General features: G+C 55.5%; 10 protein-coding genes and 1 pseudogene. 6 read left to right on the top strand and 5 right to left on the bottom strand.

Features of this window, described 5'->3' with window-relative positions; genetic code table 11:
• Nucleotides 1–234: 234 nt before the first annotated feature.
• The 3 genes from JFT66_RS20240 to JFT66_RS20250 form a co-directional block, all read right to left on the bottom strand.
• Nucleotides 235–3,921, bottom strand: a complete 3,687-nt coding sequence (locus JFT66_RS20240; protein WP_198859958.1) for a translocation/assembly module TamB domain-containing protein — start codon at nt 3,919–3,921, stop codon at nt 235–237.
• A complete protein-coding gene (locus JFT66_RS20245) occupies nt 3,921–5,648 on the bottom strand; it encodes an autotransporter assembly complex protein TamA (protein ID WP_034120312.1) in 1,728 nt (575 codons plus the stop codon). The genes JFT66_RS20240 and JFT66_RS20245 overlap by 1 nt, the downstream gene beginning before the upstream one ends.
• 64 nt (nt 5,649–5,712) lie before the next feature.
• A complete protein-coding gene (locus JFT66_RS20250; protein ID WP_034120313.1) occupies nt 5,713–6,363 on the bottom strand; it encodes a GNAT family N-acetyltransferase in 651 nt (216 codons plus the stop codon).
• 167 nt (nt 6,364–6,530) lie between these two features.
• Here JFT66_RS20250 and xthA point away from each other — a divergent pair, with 167 nt between their 5' ends.
• Nucleotides 6,531–7,343, top strand: coding sequence for an exodeoxyribonuclease III (xthA, locus tag JFT66_RS20255; RefSeq protein WP_198859959.1), 813 nt, complete (start codon nt 6,531–6,533; stop codon nt 7,341–7,343).
• A gap of 192 nt (nt 7,344–7,535) precedes the next feature.
• On the opposite strand, the pseudogene JFT66_RS20260 reads toward xthA, so the two are convergent.
• Nucleotides 7,536–8,638 (bottom strand): annotated as a pseudogene (locus tag JFT66_RS20260) (IS5 family transposase).
• A 430-nt stretch (nt 8,639–9,068) separates the two neighbouring features.
• Between JFT66_RS20260 and JFT66_RS20265 the strand changes: the two are divergent.
• The 3 genes from JFT66_RS20265 (at nt 9,069) to JFT66_RS20275 (ending at nt 15,221) form a co-directional block, all read left to right on the top strand.
• Complete coding sequence (locus JFT66_RS20265; RefSeq protein ID WP_198859960.1) at nt 9,069–10,460, top strand: FAD-binding oxidoreductase; 1,392 nt, start codon at nt 9,069–9,071, stop codon at nt 10,458–10,460.
• 112 nt (nt 10,461–10,572) lie between these two features.
• On the top strand, nt 10,573–13,545 hold the full coding sequence (locus tag JFT66_RS20270; RefSeq protein ID WP_198859961.1) for an amino acid adenylation domain-containing protein: 2,973 nt from the start codon (nt 10,573–10,575) through the stop codon (nt 13,543–13,545).
• A 344-nt stretch (nt 13,546–13,889) separates the two neighbouring features.
• Nucleotides 13,890–15,221 carry a substrate-binding domain-containing protein gene (locus JFT66_RS20275; RefSeq protein ID WP_198859962.1) on the top strand — a complete coding sequence of 444 codons (1,332 nt, stop codon included), beginning with the start codon at nt 13,890–13,892 and terminating at the stop codon, nt 15,219–15,221.
• Nucleotides 15,222–15,351: 130 nt separating this feature from the next.
• Here the strand turns inward: JFT66_RS20275 and JFT66_RS20280 are convergent, their stop codons facing one another.
• A complete protein-coding gene (locus JFT66_RS20280) occupies nt 15,352–16,581 on the bottom strand; it encodes an acyl-CoA dehydrogenase (protein ID WP_034120316.1) in 1,230 nt (409 codons plus the stop codon).
• A 151-nt stretch (nt 16,582–16,732) separates the two neighbouring features.
• Here JFT66_RS20280 and JFT66_RS20285 point away from each other — a divergent pair, with 151 nt between their 5' ends.
• Nucleotides 16,733–17,674, top strand: a complete 942-nt coding sequence (locus tag JFT66_RS20285; protein ID WP_034120317.1) for a LysR family transcriptional regulator — start codon at nt 16,733–16,735, stop codon at nt 17,672–17,674.
• 109 nt (nt 17,675–17,783) lie between these two features.
• Nucleotides 17,784–18,176 (top strand): MerR family transcriptional regulator, encoded by a 393-nt coding sequence (locus JFT66_RS20290; protein ID WP_034120318.1) that lies wholly within the window; start codon nt 17,784–17,786, stop codon nt 18,174–18,176.
• The last annotated feature ends 15 nt before the right edge of the window (nt 18,177–18,191 follow it).

An 18,191-nucleotide genomic window follows, 5' to 3' on the forward strand; every position in this document is an offset into this window, starting at 1 on the left:
AAGTCACCTTATTACTGCCTAGGCAGCGAATGTGTGACGAGATGTTACTGCTTAGGCAGCGAATGTCAAATGGAATAATTAGCTTGCTTGGTAGTTGCCCGATCTAAAGGCTTGGCACGCAATTAAAATGTGGGAGGGGGCTTGCTCCCGATAGCGGTGGGTCAGCTAAAGATAAGCTGACTGATCAACCGCTATCGGGAGCAAGCCCCCTCCCACATTTTGACCCAGTAAGGCTTAGAAATCGCGCTTGTAGAAGATATCCAGGGAGCTGGCCACGCCCGTGGCCACTTCCAGGTACACCTTCTTGCTCAGCAAGTAGCGCAACGCAATGGTATTGGCCGGCTCGAACACCCCTACCCCGTAACGCAGGCTGAGCTTCTCGTTGATCTTGCCGCTGGCCACCACGGCGGTGCTGTTACCGCTGCCCTGGGTGTCGAGGTCGAAATCCTGGATGCCCAGCTTGTTGGCGATATCCGAGGTCAAACCGGCGCTGCCCATCAAGCCCAGGCCCAAAGCGGCTTCTGCAAGCATGTTGTTGTCTTCGCCGGTGTTGGTGCGCGAGCGGCCCAGCACCAGGTAGGACAGCGCATCTTCCTGGGCCATGGCCGGCTCGGAGAAGATTTGCGTGGTCGGCTGTTCGGCACTGCCGCTCAGGCGAATACCCGCGGTGACCGTGCGGCTGGATTCGGTGACGATGCGTACCGCTTCGATATCCAGGAACGGTTGGTCCAGCGGCCCGGCGAACAGCAGGCGCGCACGGCGCACGTTGAGGCGCTGGCCGTAGGCGCGGTAGCGGCCGTCGTTGAGCCACAGTTCGCCGCGGGTGTCCATGTTGTCGCCGATATGCACATGGCCCTGGACCTTGGCAGTGAGGCCGAAGCCGGCGAAGTTAAGTTGGTCTTCGCCCACCTCCACGTCGATATCCATGGCCATGGCCATTGGCGGTTTGCCCTCTTCGGTCTGGCTGCCAATGATCACCGTGTCATCGGAGACCTTGACCGTCGACGGTGGCAGTTCGCGCACGGTGATATCGCCACGGGGGATGTGAACCTTGCCGGCAATTGCCAGCTTGTCATCCTTGAGGCTGATTTTCAGGTCGGGCGCCACTTCCAGCTTGGCATAGGGTTCCACCGTGACCGGCAGTTGCGAGCCCTTGAGGCTGAGGTCGACCACCAAGGCGCGGCCCCAGTCGATCTGGCCCTTGAGGCTACCTTGCCCGGCCTTGCCGCTGTGCCAGCCACCATTGAGCTGCACGCTTTCGCCGGCAATCAGCGCCTGCAGGTTCAGGCCCTCAAGGCTGATGGGCAATTCCGGCCCGGAGACTTCACCGTCCACCAGGCTCAGGTTGCCGTTGACCAGTGGTGCGAGCAAACCGCCGGAGATGCGGCCATTGCCGTTGAGCTTGCCGTTGAGTTTTTCCACCATTGGCACAAAGGGCCGCGCCACGGCGAGGTCCAGGCCGGTAAGGCTGAAATTGCCGGTGATCGGCTTGTTGTTCGGCAACGGGTTGATTTGCGCCTGTAACACCAACTCGCCGAGCTTGCCGCCACGGAAATTCAGCTGGGTGTCGATGCGCTTGGGGTTGAGGGTGGTTTCCAGCTTCAGCGTGTCGTAAGGGAAATCCAGCCACTGGCCCTTGTCCCGTACGCGCAAGGTGCCGCCACTGGCGTCCACCGCCACCACGCCTTTGGGCCCGCTCTGCGGCAAATCCAGTTGGACGTCGGCGTTGAGTTTGCCCTGCCAGGCGAAGTCCTTGGGCAAAAAGGCCGCCAGGCTATCGATGGGGAATTGCTTGAGGTGGTAACGCAGCTTCGGTTCGGGCATCAGGCGCTGGTCTTCGCCACACAGGCTGGCCGGCCCGGAGACCCAGCAGTGCGCGCCGAAGGTGAGCTTGCCATCGGCCAGCCGCTCGATTTTCGCCGGAGCTTGCAGACGCCAGTCCTGGCCACCGGCTTGCACATCGCCGCTGGCCAGGCGCCCGCGCCAGTTGCCTTTGTCGAGGTTGCCATCCAAGGCCAGGGCCAGCTTGACCAACGGGCCGGCCAGGTCCAACTGGACTTTCTGGCTGTTGATATCGCCCTGGGCGCTGGCGGTGAGGTTACCCACCTGGGTTTCGCCGGCCTGGATGCCGCTGGCCTTGAGGTCGAGCTTGGCGCGCTGGGCGCTATCGAGGCTGGCGTCCAGGTTGAGGGTTTGCAGGCGGTTGTCGGCAAATGCCAGTTGCTGGCCCTTGAGATCGAGCTTGCCTTGGGGCGCTTTCAGGGTGCCTGCCACATCGACACGGCCATTGATTTGCCCACGCAGTTGCGGCCATAGCTGGGCCAGGCGCGTCAGCTTGATGTCGATCTGCCCGGCCAGGCGTTGTTGCAGGCTGCCGCTGCCGTTGATGCGGTTGTCGCCCAGGCGGATATCCAGGTTGGCCAGGGTCCATTGCTCCCCGGCGCCTTCGGCCTTGGCCGCCAGCACCGCCGTCTGCCCACGCAGGCGGCCCTTGAGGTCTAAATCGGCGTTGAGCTTGAGCTGTTCATTCTTGAACTCGCCTTTGCTACGCAGCGGCCCGGCCAGGGTGCCGGGCAACTCCGCGACCCAGTACGCCGGGTTCAGCGCCGACAGATCCAGCGCGGTATCCCAGGCAATGCCGTCGGCAAATTGCACGTTCAGGTGACCTTCGGCCTTGCCCTGGCCGGCGGTCAGTTTCAGTTCGGGCAAAAAGATTTGCTTGAGGTCGCCGCTGAAGGGCGTGACCACATTGAATTTACCCGCTGGGCCGTCGAGGTCGGCCTTGAGATTGCCGAGGTAATTGCCGTCCTTATAAGAGACTTCACCGTTGAAGGTGCGCAATGCCACTTGCGGCTCGTCGATCACGGGATAGAGGCGATGCCAGGGGAAGTCCAACCAGTCGATCTTGGCGTCAGCGCGCAAGCCTTGTTGCCAGTCCAGGTTGGCGCTGAGCTTGAGGCTTTGCTTGTCACCGGCATTCAAGTCCAGGCCGGCGATCTGCGCGCCCTTGGCGTCGACCTTGCCTTGCAAGAGCAAATCCACCGGGCCTTTTTCCGCCGGCAGCACGGCCTTGCCCAGCAACTGGTAGCCGCTTTTCAGGTCGCCCTTGGCACTCAGGTCCAGTTGGTTGAGTTGCAGGGTGTCAGGCAGGTCGGCGCTGGGCTTGAAAGCCTCGGAGGTGATGTGCAACTGGGCCGGCAGGTTTTCCACCAGGGGTTGTAACTCGCCGCTGAGCTTGGCCGGCAGGTAGCCGCTGCTGTCGGCGTCGAGTTTGAGGGTCTTGAGCAGGTCGCCGTCGATCTTGAGCGCGACAGCCCAGGGTGCACCGCCTGGGGCGTAGGGCAAACTCAGGTTGCCCGTGGCATTGAGCGGCCAATCGCCAGTGGGTTGCAGCAGGCCGGCAAGGTCCAGCACCAGGTCGTCCCGCTGCACATGCACCGAGTCAATCTGCAGGCCGGCGGCAGTCCAATGCGCCGCCAATTGCAGGCCCTTGAGCTCTTCACTGCCGTTGAACAACAGGCTACCTATGCGAACGTCGCCCAACTGGAGGGCAAGCGGCAGTTTCAGTTCGGGCAGTTGAATCGGCCCGCTGCTGCTCTCTTCGGCACTGGGTGGAAATTCCAGGCTGACCTGCTCCACATCCAGCTGGTTGATACACAGGGTCATGCGCAGCAGGCAGCCGGGCGACCAATCAAACTTCGGCGCATTCAGCTCGACGCGGCTGCTGTCCTGCTGCCACAGCAGATGCTCGGCGCTCCACTGCCCGCCCAGGCGGCCCTGGAAATTCTCTACGCTCAAACCCGGCACCTGGCCCAAGGCCCAACGACTGCCGGCCTGAGTGCCGAGTACCGACCACAGCGCCAACAACAGCAAAGCGAGGATGCCGACCAGCGCCAGCCCCGCTATTTTCAAACCACGCATCACAGCTCAGGCCCCATGGAAAAGTGCAATCGAACGCCGCCCGGATCTTCGAGGGCATGCGCCAGGTCGAGACGAATCGGCCCCACTGGCGAGACCCAGCGTACGCCAACGCCCACACCGGTTTTCAGGCTGGGGAAGTCCAGGTTGTTGAAGGAGTTGCCCTGGTCGACAAAGGTCGCGATGCGCCATTTGTCGGTGATGGAGTATTGATACTCGGCGCTCAAGGCCACCATGTAGCGGCCACCGATGCGATCGCCGCGATCGTTCTCTGGCGACAGGGTCTGGTACTCATAGCCGCGCACGCTCTGGTCGCCGCCGGCAAAGAAGCGCAGTGACGGTGGCACGGACTTATAGCCGTTGGTGGCACTGCCGCCAAATTGCGCGCGGCCCAGGAAACGGTGGTTGTCCCACAAGGTGGTCAGGCCCTTGATCGTGGCGGTGCCGTAAAGCAGGTTGGTGTCGGACCCCAGGCCCTCCTTGGCGACCTTGGTATCGAACATCAGCCGGTAGCCATGGTGCGGGTCGATGCGGTTGTCACTGCGCAGGTAGGAATAACTGACCCCCGGCATCACCAGGTTACTCAGGCCCGAGTCATTGCCCAGGCGGTACTCTTCCCGCTGGTACTTGAGGGAAATCACCCGCGTCCAGCCGCTGGGCAACTTGCTGTGCCATTCGGGGCCAATGGTGAGCAGCTTGCTCAAGGTATCGGTGTTGGCGATCTCTTCATTCTGATAGCCGCCGGCAAAGCGCAATTTGTCGGTGAGCGGTGGGTCAAGCGGGATGTCGTACCACAGCCCGACGTTCTGCCGTGGCGCCGACAGTTCGGCTTCCCAGCCATAACTGTGGCCCTGGGGGTTGACCCAATGGCGCGTCCAGTTGGCTTTGCCCCGTGGGCCGACGTCGGTGGAGTAACCCAGGCCCAGGCCCATGGTGCGCGGCTTGCGGGTTTCCAGCTGCACGGCGACCGGGATCACGTCATTGGTCGCAGCGGTGGGGCTGGCGTCCACGCGCACGCCTTCAAAGAAGCCGCTGGCTTGCAGGTTTTGATTGAGTTCGGCGACCAGTTCGGAGTCGTACGGCGTGCCGCTGTTGAACGGCACCATGCGTTGCAACAGCTCTTCATCAAACGGCGTGTCGCCGCTGAAGCTGACCTTGCCCATGCTGTAGCGCGGGCCGCTGTCGTAAATGAGTTCGATATCGGCCACGCCCGCCTTGGGGTCCACCGCCAGTTTCTGGCTGGTAAACCGCCCGCTGAAAAAGCCGTAGCGCGACGCCTGGTTCTGGATCAGGCGCTTGGCGTCTTCGTAATGGCCGTGGTTGAGCACGGCGCCGGACTTGAGGTCGTCGCTGGCGGGCACGCGAAAGGCCTTGAGGCTCGCGGCCTGGCCATCGACCCGAATGGTCACGTTGCGCAAATGCACCGGTTCGCCGGGGTCGATGGTCAGGGTCAAGCGCGGGTTCTTGCCGCCCTTCACATCGCTGGCGATCTGTGGCTGATAGTAGCCCAAGGCCTGAGCGGCTTTACGCGCCTGCTCCTCGGCGCCGCGGCTGAACCGCAGCAAGGCTTCTTCATCACGATCGCCCACCCCGCCGATATAGCCTTCGATGTTGGCCTTCAGCGCGTCGTTTGAGGGTTTGATCCGCACGTCCAGTTCGCTTTGCGCAAATGCGCCGCAGCTCGTGAACAGCAGAATCAAGCCGCTGGTATATCTTCCTGGAAACTTCATAGGCGCGGATGCTACACGAGCTAGGGAGGCTCTTTGAACCTGGAATTGTCTGAATAATTCTGTCCTAAGCCGTTACAGCATGTAACGCCTGCGGATTGGGATGGAAAAACACATGCTCCAGCACCGGGCCTACAGCGACTTCGCCGATCTCCTCATAACCTTGGCGCTTGTAGAAATCCAGGTAGCGGGAATTGCCCGTATCCAGCACAACGCCGGAGGAATGCGGGTCGTCGGCACACCAATTGTGCACCGCCTCCAGCAGTTGCTCACCATAGTGCTTGCCCTGGAACTGCGGGTGAATGCCCAGCAATGGCAACACATGCACCGACTCGCTGGGCAGGCACGCCAGCACGGCCTGATGGTATTCCAGGTAACGCCGCGTACCGCGCACACCGGTGCTCAGCCACATGCGGATTTGCCAGGCCCAGCTCTCGGTGATGCCCAGACGCCGCTGCGGCGGTGCGATGAGGGCGATACCGATCAGCCGGTCGTTGACGAACAGGCCGATGGCGGGAAGCTTCTGGAAGAAATGCTGCTTGACCAGTTCGCGCACGGTGGCGCGTACCCGCTGTTCATAGCCTGACCGTTCGGCTTCGAAGATGTAGGCGAAGGTCGGCTCATGGCGATACGCCTGGTAAAGCAGGGATCGCGCTTCGCGGGAGTAGCCGCTATTGAGCAGGCGGATTTCGGCAATGGCCGTCGAAGTGTCTGGCATAACAGTCAATCTCCTGGGCGCCACTCAAACATGGCGTTCTTATGGGTACGAACCTGTGCAGCTCCAGTCGTTCCCAGACATTAGCAGTGCATCTGCCCTACCGCCACGCTGGCCCCCGCCGGACTTGTCGGCTAGCATCGCGCTTTTGCCAGACTGGACTGCCGACCATGAAAATCGTCTCCTTCAATATCAACGGGCTGCGCGCCCGCCCTCACCAGCTGGCGGCGCTGATTGAAAAACATCAACCGGATGTGATCGGCCTGCAGGAAACCAAGGTCCACGATGACCAGTTCCCGTTGTCCGAGGTGCAGGCCCTGGGTTATCACGTGTACTACCACGGGCAGAAAGGCCACTACGGTGTGGCCCTGCTCTCGCGCAAAGAGGCGCTGAGCGTAAACAAAGGTTTTGCCAGCGATGAAGAGGACGCCCAGCGTCGTTTTATCTGGGGCACCTTCGCCGATGAAAACGGCCACCCGGTGACCATCATGAATGGCTACTTCCCCCAAGGCGAAAGCCGCGACCACCCCACCAAGTTCCCGGCCAAGCAACGCTTCTATGAAGACTTGCAGCAACTGCTGGAAAGCCAGTTCAGCAGTGACCAGGCGCTGGTGGTGATGGGCGATGTGAACATTTCTCCGGAAGATTGCGACATCGGCATCGGCGCCGACAACGCCAAGCGTTGGTTGAAAACCGGCAAGTGCAGCTTTCTGCCGGAAGAGCGCGAGTGGATGGCACGCCTGAAGAACTGGGGCCTGGTCGACAGCTTCCGTCACCTCAACCCGGACGTGGCCGACCGCTTCAGTTGGTTCGATTACCGCAGCCGTGGGTTTGAAGATGAGCCCAAGCGTGGGCTGCGTATTGACGTGATCATGGCATCCACTGGCTTGGTGCCGCGGGTCAAGGATGCCGGGGTGGATTACGACCTGCGTGGGTTGGAGAAACCCTCGGATCATGCGCCGATCTGGCTGGAATTGAGCTGATATCAAGCCAGGTAAAGATCAATATGTGGGAGAGGGCTTGCCCTAACAGGCCGTTGAAAATTCGGCCCTACTTCCCCCAACCCGCCAAGTTTGAAGTTTTTCAGCCGCTCAGGCTTGGCGCTGCCCTTTATCCCGCCTCAATCAGCGGGTGTTTTCCCAGTTCCAGCGCAAATATTCTCCTGTGGGCAATTTCTAGGCGCACCTCGCCCAAACATGCGACCCACGCCACAAGCCTGACAAAACCCCTAAACAGATCAAGTTGTACACCGAAAAGCCCAGCAGCAACTGAGCACTGAGCTTTTCACGGCCGATCAGCTTGGTCTTGCGCAGACCTCGCACGGCCTTTAACCAGCCAAATCCTTCCTCGATTCTTTTTCGTATTTTCATGTTGATGCCATAACCCGGATGACGGGTCGTACGCCCATCGATTGCGCTCTTGATGGCCTTCCTCGAGACATGCGGTGTCACCTTCAAATCACGCGCCATCTGGACAAAAAATTTCTGGCCGTAGCTTTTGTCCGCACCCACTGTGCTGCCAGGTTTGGCCGTGCGTTCAAGCATCTTCAAAGCGGCACCCACTTCGGCATGTCCATTGAACTCGGTGCATTCAACATCCACGATCAACCCATTGCGGTTTTCCATCAGGGTGTGGGCCATATGGGCCAGGCGGCTGCCATCGGACGGGCTCTTACGAGCCAACCGTGCCTGGGGATCGGTAGTCGATTGGTGAGTCTTCTTGCCGCGTTTCTCACCCTTGAAGTCGAGATAGTTGTTGCGAGGTCCACCCTCTGGAGGCTCATCGTCCGACTTCTCGCCATCGTCCTTTTTAACGAAGGATTTATGCGAAGCCCAAGCATCGATCAGTGTGCCGTCCACACTGAAATGCTCATCGCTGGCGTACTGCGACCATTGGGTAAGCGACTTGATGCGCTGGAAAAAGAGGCGCGCAACATCCTGGTTAAACAGGCGGTCTCGGTTCTGACTGAAGGTCGAGTGATCCCACACCCGTTCGTCCATCGACAGGCCGCTGAACCAGCGAAAAAGCAGATTAAAATCGATCTGCTCGACCAATTGCCGCTCGGAGCGCAGGGTATATTGACCTGTAGCAACGAAGCCCGCAGTAGACGCTCTGGTGGAATAGAGGCGCGTCCCAGCGAGGAATACAAAGCCTCGAAATCAGAATCCATCGAGACCAAAATCGTATCAACCAGCGGGCGTAGCGGATGATCCTTGGGGATACGCTGTTCAAGCGTATAACTGAACAGGTCATTTTGCTTGAGATCGGGTCCACGCATTGGCTCGGTCTTCCGCTGACAGAGAGGGATATGACTGGGGGTTTGCCAGAATCCAATTCGGTCTGGTCTTTTTCAACGGCCTGCTATGGTGGCCTTTTCTATTAACTTGAGATGTCGGGAAAAATCTGAGCTTTCACATGGCTCAGCCCCAAACGATACGAAAAAACGTATCCGGCACCACCATAAAACAATATAAATTTTGACTTTCCGCGTTATTACTCCTGCAGGATCAACCATCCTGAAAAAACACAGCAAGAGTCACCAATAGAAATAAAAATCTCTTTTAAAATTTCATTTAATTATAAAAAACTGTCATTTATAACAGTTATAAAATGTCTTGTTTACACGCACAATTCTAAGAATTCGCTAGCAAGAATAAATCGCAGCAATTATTTATTATTTAGATAAAACCAACGTCACGGAGGATGTTATGTACAGCTCAAAAGGAATTGACAACTTACACAAAAGTATCAAAGGCGAAGTCTACCTTAGAGAAGATAACGACTACGAAAACTCTATATCTAAAGCCATTTGGAACGGAAGAATACCAGACAGACAACCTGCAGCACTGGTCGTTGCCAAGTGCCAGAAAGATGTAATAACTTCAATAAATTTTGCTCGAAAAAATAGCTTCTCCATAAGCTGCAAAACAGGTGGACATTCTCATTCCGTGTGTTTCCTGCAAGAAAACTGCATCTTACTTGACCTATCAAGGCTAAATGAGCTCAAAGTAGATCCAAAACGACGAGTCGCTTACGTCCAACCTGGAGTTACGAGTGCGCAACTGGATAGTTCATTGAGTGGCTTTTCATTAGCTTTTTCTACCGGTCATGATGGAGATGTAACTATGGCCGGTTTTTTACTAGGTGGAGGGCTCGGGATAAATTGCTCCGCCTGGGGCGGCATGAGCACATTTAATATAGAAGCCGTAGATGTGATTATGCCGTCTGGTGAGCATCTTCACGCAAATTACATTGAACATCCAGAGATACTCTGGGCTGCACAAGGGGGGGCATCAGGCATATTTTTTTGTGTAGTGGGCCTTTATCTTAAATGTTACGAAAGACCAAACGTCATTACAACTAACAACTACATATTTGGCTTTTCAAGCCTACCAAAACTAGTAGAGAAATTAAATAACATCTCAAACAAGATAGCTCCATCTTTGCAAGTCATGATAACAATGCCTACAACTCCAACCTCGTTAGCAGACGCTTGTCGCCCTGAAGATCATGGACGACTAACTATGGTCAGCGCCATAGCATTTGCTAGTTATAAAGCAAATGAACAGAATCTACATGCATTGCTAGATGAATCACTTTCAATCATGCCAGAAGTGTTATCAATTGATCGAGGACTCATCACTGACTTTGACTGCTTTTACAAAAATAGCAAATTGATGCACATGTGCAGCCGATGGATTTCGGATAATATCTTGACTAACGATATTACTCCAGCTGCAAAAATCATCCTCAAGCATCTTCCGCTGTCGCCTTCTCCAAGCAGTCAACCACTGATCGTTCTGCAAAAAACAAGACATTTACCTGAAGCTGCATATTCCGCAGTTGGCGACTTCTATCTTTCCACTTATGCGCAGTGGGACGAGAAAGAAAATGACGACGATAACACAAATTGGCTCTATCAATTTTATGCAGACTTGCAAAAGTACGCGAGCGGTTTCTATATAAATGAGCTAGATCGGGAGCACAGGAAGAAAAATATACCCCTATGCTATTCAAGTGGCAGCTGGACAAAACTAAAATCACTAAAAACCAAATACGATCCAGACAACGTATTCTTAGGATTTAACTTAGAAGACTGAGTATCAAAAAACACATCAAGATTGTATTTTTTATACGACATCAACCCAAGGCCTCAACCGCGGTCAACGCCACTTGCATTAGAGCGCGCCCATTACCTTAGGAGCTAGAAACATGACAACGAATACTGTCGCTTCATTATTCAGCAAGCAACTATCTATCAACCCTGACAACCTGGCTATCGTTAGCTCTGAAGAGAGTGTAACGTATGCCGACCTCGACCATAGAAGTTCAAAGGTGTCCGCTTATCTACAATCGCGCAACATTGGTCGGGGAGACTATGTTTTAGTACAAGCAGAACGTTCAATTGAATTAATCATTGCATTAATTGCCATTGTCAAACGTGGAGCTGCGCTTGTTCCCGTGGATCGACGACTGCCGCAAAAACGAAAGGAATACATTGCTAAACAATGCGCCGCCTCAATTATCCTATCAACCAACAGCAATGACAAATCACCATTATTATCTTGCGAAGTTAAATCAATAAAGGAACTATTGCACGCCAGAGATGAACTGCCTTACCAGCCAGTTAACATCCTCCCTGAAGACGCTATGTACGTTATTTTCACCTCAGGTACAACGGGCAATCCGAAAGGTGTTGTAATCGAACACCACTCCGTCGCGAAACTAATTCTACAGCACAATATAAATCTAGAAATCACCGATTCCAGTCGCTCCACATTGATGGCCTCCGTAGGTTTTGACCTTAGTCAATCAGAAATCTGGTCAGCACTGACTGCTGGGGGGTGTATACATCTACTGGATGATGAGTCAATTCTCAACAGTACTTCTTTTTTAAAATTTTGCGTTGCAAACAAAATTACTCATGCTTTTATCCCCACATTAAAAATATATGACATATTAAATACTCCACACCCAGAAGGATTAAAACTAAAGTACATATATACTTGTGGAGAGAAACTACATCCCGTTGAGGTTACGCATCTACCCTATTCTCTAATAGATTGCTACGGCCCCACGGAAGCCACTATCTTTGTTACTTCAAAAGTTGTGGAAAGCAAGCGACTGAAGCGACCAGAATCCATCGGGCACCCAATTGGAGATAGCAAAATTTATATTCTAGATGAGAACTTAATCGAACGTCCCGCAGGCGAAGTCGGAGAGTTGTGCATAGCAGGTAGTTGTCTGGCCCGTGGATATTTAGGTGCGCCAGAACTGACCGCCGAACGTTTCGTATACTCTGAAATTCTTAAGTGTCGAATTTACCGGAGTGGAGACCAAGGGCGTTTGTTAGAAGATGGGAGCATTCAGTTCTTAGGTCGAATGGACGGTCAGGTCAAAGTCCGAGGATACAGAGTTGAATTAGGTGAAATCGAAGCGCGACTACTTAAAGAACCAGAAGTCAATTCTGTAGCCGTGGTGGTAGAAGAAACGGACTCACAGGCGACCAAACGTCTTGTCGCATTCATCGTAAAACGAAATAAAGATTCACACTCAGAGCGACTTATTTCCAGTTTACGCCGTAGCCTTGAGGCTGATTTGCCGGACTATATGCTTCCCGAAAAGTACCATTGTCTCGAAGCATTACCCAGTAATTCAAATGGAAAAACCGACAAGCCGGCTTTGCTTGAAATACTGAAAAACATACCTTCCGCCTCATTGAATGTTGAACACTTTGAAAATGAGCTTCAGAAGGAGATAGCATACATCTGGTTTGAGCTACTTAAACATGGGGATTTCGGGCTGAACGATAGTTTTTTTGATATAGGCGGGCATTCTTTACGGGCGGCAGAGCTTGCAAAAACTCTCTCTTTCCGCCTCAACATAAAGGTAACTGTTAGTGATATTTATGAGCATCTTATCTTTAAAGATCTTGCCACTGAATTACTCAGTCGCACTAACTACTCGGAAACTGGCTCATACACCAAGCCGGTCGCTAAATTTGAAAATGATGTGACACTGCTCCCTGACACCGTTTTTTTTGGAGACTTCGATCCAAATCAAATAACCGAACCAAAAAACATTTTGTTAACCGGAGTAACAGGCTTCGTTGGAATACATTTACTCGCGCAACTTCTAGCTACGAGTGCTGCCGCCGTCCACTGTCCTGTAAGGTGCGATAGCTCAGCTTCTGGCTTAACTCGGATCCAGCAAATCAGTGAGCGCTATCAGGTTATTATCGATGAGCGTGATTGGGATCGCATTCATGTATATACTGCCGACTTACCAGAAACCAATATGGGAATCGAGGACGAGCAGTATTTTTTACTTGTCAAAGCAATTGACCTGGTTTATCACGCCGCAAGTGCCGTCAACTTTATCATGCCCTATTCCTACATGAAAAAGGACAACGTCGATGGCTTAAAACAAATCATAAAATTTTGCGCATTCCAAAAAACCAAACCCTTAATGCTTATGTCGACCATTTCTATTTATAGCTGGGGACACAGGTACACGAAAAAAACCAGAGTCTATGAAGAAGATAGCATTGATGAAAACTTACCTGCAATTCGTGATGACTTAGGTTATGTACAAAGCAAATGGGTCATGGAAAAAATTACAGATCTTGCTGCTTCGAAGGGTCTTCCCGTGATGACCTTTCGTCTTGGGTATGCCACTTGTCACAGCCGCACAGGTGTTTGTGCTCACTATCAATGGTGGGGGCGTTTCATACAGACGTGTCTTACTTATAATGCTATTCCGGCCCTGCAGAATATGCGTGAAGGGCTGACGACTGTCGACTACATGGTAGAGACTGTTGCACACATTTCGAGAGACCCTAAAGCTCTAGGGAAAAAATTTAATCTATGTCAGGATGATCGTACAAACCTTGACCTCCAGGAATTCTGTAATCGTGTAGGAGATCATTATGGACGCAAATTTGAAGTATTGCCTTTTAGAGATTGGGTAAAGCTTTGGAGCGACAACCAAGACTCAATACTTTACCCCCTGCTCGGGCTATTTAAGGACGACATGCATAATGGCGAGTCGATCCTCGAACTCTATCAAAATAATTATTCCTGGGACTGCAGTAATGTAAAAAACTTTTTGAAAGGGAGCAATATTCATCATTCTGAATTTACATATGATGTTCTGCATAGATATCTTGAGCATTTGTCAAAATAAACAGGCATTCATAAATATAAAGCAGTATGGATTTGCAGCGGAAAAACGATTTCAGTTCAAAACGGCCTGCTAATGCCAGTCAGTTAAGCGCAGATCCCCTGTGGGAGCGGGCTTGCTCGCGAAAGCGGTGGGTCAGTCAACCTCAATGTTTGCTGGTCCGACGCATTCGCGAGCAAGCCCGCTCCCACATTTGATCTTCGCTACTTTGAGCACTTCGCTCGCTTGACTGACCGGCATTATGGCTTGCCCCCTCCCACATTTAGCCTTGCGATGCATCAGTCATATTTATGCAACCAGCCTGACTTAATCTCGCGGCACTCCCTTTGGCTTGAGAAGGTGCCAGCATGAAGCTGCGCGTTCTGTTCCTGTGCTTTGCGATCTCCCTGCCCGCCGTGGCCACTCCCCTGCCCATTCCCGACCAAGGCCCTGCGCTACGCATCCAGGGCTCCAACACCATCGGCGCGGCGCTCGGCCCCGCGTTGGTCAAGGGGTTAATGGAGCATCAAGGCTTGCAGGGCGTACACAGCGAGCCAGGTGCCGGGGCGAACGAGCAGCGCGTGGTCGGCAAGACGCGCCAAGGCAAGACGGTGACCGTCGAGGTCGCTGCCCATGGTTCCAGCACCGGCTTTGCCGCGCTGAAAAACGCTCGCGCCGACCTCGCCGCATCGTCCCGCCCGATCAAGGACAGTGAGCTGGTGGACCTCGAACCCCTGGGCGATCTGAAAAGCCCTGACGCTGAACAGGTAATCGCCATCGATGGTCTGGCGATCATCCTCAACCCTCGCAACCCCCTCAATACCCTGAACACCGAGCAGTTGGCGCAAATATTCAATGGCGAGGTCAGCACCTGGGAAGCACTGGGTGGCATTGGCGGTGCCATTCATCTATATGCCCGGGATGATCAGTCCGGCACCTACGACACGTTCAAGGAACTGGTGTTGAGCCGACGGGGCAAACCGCTTGCCGGGACCGCCCAGCGCTTCGAGTCCAGTGAGGCGTTGTCCGATGCGGTCAGCCATGACCCGCAAGGCATCGGTTTTATCGGCCTGCCCTATGTGCGCCAGGCCAAGGCGGTGGCGATTGTCGACGGCGACTCACAACCGATGCTGCCCTTGACCAGCTTGATTGCCACCGAGGATTACCCGCTGTCACGGCGGCTGTTCTTTTACGTGCCGCCCTCTTCCCGCAACCCGTGGGCCAAGGCGCTGGTGGACTTCAGCCAAGGCAGCAAGGGCCAAGCGATTGTGGCCGCCAATGGCTTTATCGCCCAGCAGGTACAAGCGATAGGCGTGACGCCACGCCCGTCAATGCCCGACGACTACCAGGCCATCGCCCGTGACGCCCAGCGCCTGACGGTGAATTTCCGTTTCGAGGAAGGCAGCGCCAGCCTGGACAACAAGGCGCGCCAGGATCTGCAGCGAGTGGTGGCTTATATAGGAAGCCACGGCAAGCTGGATAAACGGGTGACGCTGGTGGGGTTTGGCGATGCCAAGAATGATCCGCAGCGTGCGGCGTTGTTGTCGAAGTTACGGGCGATGGCGGTGCGCCGGGAACTGGTCAAGAGCGGCGTGGTGCTCAGGGATATTCGCGGGTTTGGCGCGCAGATGCCGGTGGCGGCGAATACGGCGGATGAGGGGCGGATCAAGAATCGGCGGGTGGAAGTTTGGGTGTATTGAACCTTGGGTTGTGTGTTGTTTGGGCCGGCCTCTTCGCGAGCAAGCCCGCTCCCACACTTGACCGATTTCTAACATGGGAATGCGGTCAAGTGTGGGAGCGGGCTTGCTCGCGAATACAGGCGACGCGGTATTACTGCCCGCTGCGCATCAGCTCTTTAGGCACATACTTGCCAATCTCAAACTTGCCGATTGCCGCGCGGTGTACTTCATCCGGGCCGTCGGCCAGGCGCAGGGTACGTTGCATGGCGTACATGTAGGCCAGCGGAAAATCATTGGAAACCCCGGCGCCGCCGTGGATCTGGATCGCACGGTCGATCACCTTCAAGGCCACATTCGGCGCTACCACCTTGATCTGGGCGATTTCGCTTTTCGCCACTTTGTTGCCCACGGTGTCCATCATGTACGCCGCTTTCAAGGTCAGCAGGCGCGCCATGTCGATTTCCATGCGCGAGTCGGCAATCTTGTCGATATTGCCGCCCAAACGCGCCAGGGGCTTGCCGAATGCAGTGCGGCTGACCGAGCGTTTGCACATCAACTCCAACGCACGCTCGGCCATCCCGATGGAACGCATGCAGTGGTGGATACGGCCCGGGCCAAGGCGGCCCTGGGCGATCTCGAAACCACGGCCCTCACCGAGCAAGACGTTTTCGTAGGGTACGCGCACGTTGTCGAAGAGCACTTCGGCGTGGCCGTGGGGCGCGTCGTCGTAGCCGAATACCGGCAGCGGCCGTACGATTTTTACGCCGGGTGCATCCACCGGCACCAGGATCATCGAGTGCTGCTGGTGACGCGGCGCATCCGGGTTGCTCAGGCCCATGAAGATCAGGATCTTGCAGCGCGGGTCGCAGGCACCTGAGGTCCACCATTTCTTGCCGTTGATCACCCACTCGTCGCCCTGGCGTTCGGCGCGGGCGGCCATGTTGGTGGCGTCCGAAGAAGCCACGTCCGGTTCGGTCATGGCAAAGGCGGAGCGAATTTCGCCGCGCAGCAACGGTTCGAGCCAGCGGCGTTTCTGCGCTTCGTTGGCATAGCGCACCAGCACTTCCATATTGCCGGTGTCGGGGGCGGAGCAGTTGAAGGGCTCCGGGCCCAGCAGGGAGCGGCCCATGATTTCGGCCAGCGGCGCGTACTCAAGGTTGGTCAGGCCGGCGCCCAGTTCGGACTCAGGCAGGAACAGGTTCCACAGGCCTTCGGCTTTAGCCTTGAGCTTCAACTCCTCCATGATTGCGGTGGGCTGCCAGCGATCACCTTCATTAACCTGGCGCTCAAACACTGGCTCGGCCGGGTAGACATAAGCGTCCATGAACGCAGTGACGCGTTCACGCAGTTCCTGAACCTTGGGCGAATAGGCGAAATCCATGAGCAGCTCCCTTCTTTGAGAGGTTGTTTAGGTCATGCATTCGATGCTAGAACAGCGTTGATAATTTACCTAGCCTATTCTCGGCGTGTATTAACATTCATCACCGATATATGATCGGCGTATGGACATCTAACAAGAAGAGCGCAACGAAATGAATCTGAGCAAGGTCGACCTCAACCTCTTCATCGTCTTTGATGCGATCTACACCGAAGCCAACCTGACCCGCGCCGGGCAGATCGTCGGCATCACCCAGCCGGCGGTGTCCAACGCCCTGGCGCGTTTGCGCGAGACCTTCAATGACCCGCTGTTCGTGCGCACCGCCCAGGGCATGGTGCCCACGCCCATGGCGCAGAACATCATCGGCCCGGTGCGCAATGCGCTGTCGTTGCTGCGAGTGTCGGTGCAGGAAAGCCGCATCTTCAATCCGCAGCAGGCGGCCAAGACCTACCGCATCAGCATGACCGACCTCACCGAGGCGGTGATCCTGCCGCAGCTGTTCCAGCGCCTGCGTCGCCTGGCGCCGACCGTGGTGATCGAGAGCTTCCTGTCCAAGCGCCGTGAGACCACCAAGGAGCTGGCGGCCGGGCGCCTGGATTTTGCCGTGGACGCGCCCCTCAACACCGACCCGCAGGTGCGCCATGTCAAGCTGATGGAGGACCGCTACGTGTGCGCCATGCGCAAAGGCCACCCGATGGCGGGCAAGGACAAATTCAGCCTGGATGACTACCTGTCGCTGACCCATATCCATATCTCCAGCCGCCGCAACGGCTTGGGCCATGTGGACCTGGCCCTGGGCAAAATGGGCATCCAGCGCAAGATCGCCCTGCGCTCACAGCATTACCTGATGGCCTCCCAGGTGTTGCAACAGACCGACATGGTGATGACCGTGCCCGAGCGCTTCGCCCGCCGCCATGAACTGCACTGGTTCAATTTGCCGGTCAACGATGTGCCGCCAGTGGAAACCCATTTGTACTGGCATGAAAGCACCGACCAGGATCCGGCCAACCGCTGGATGCGCGAGCAGATGATCGAGCTGTGCCAGCAAGTCACGGCCCACGAAAAGAAACTGGATAAACAACAGGCGGGAGGCTGAAGTACTGACCCTGTGGGAGGGGGCTTGCCCCCGATGGGCGGCGCAGCGCCCCTTGACGTTTACGTCAACCTGCCATTAGCTTAACGCCAAGACTTTCTTGAGCGCCCCCATGAGCACGACCTACAGCATCTCCGACCTCGCCCGCGAGCTCGACATCACCACCCGCGCCATTCGTTTCTATGAAGAACAAGGCCTGCTGGCCCCTGAACGCCGGGGCCAGGAGCGCATCTACTCGGCGCGGGACAAGGTCAGCCTCAAGCTGATCCTGCGCGGCAAGCGCATCGGCTTTTCCCTGGCCGAATGCCGCGAGCTGATCGAACTCTACGACCCTACCGGCGGCAACCAGATTCAACTCCACAGCATGTTGGCCAAGATCGCCGAGCGCCGTGAACAGCTTGAGCAACAGTTGCTGGATATCGAACAGATGAAGCTGGAACTGGACACCGCCGAAGAGCGCTGCACCCAGGCACTGGCGCACACCATGAGCCAAGCCGGCCAATAATCAGAAGGTAACTGC

The sequence above is a fragment of the Pseudomonas sp. MF6755 genome (assembly GCF_016405635.1).
GTDB classification, from domain to species: domain Bacteria; phylum Pseudomonadota; class Gammaproteobacteria; order Pseudomonadales; family Pseudomonadaceae; genus Aquipseudomonas; species Aquipseudomonas haemolytica.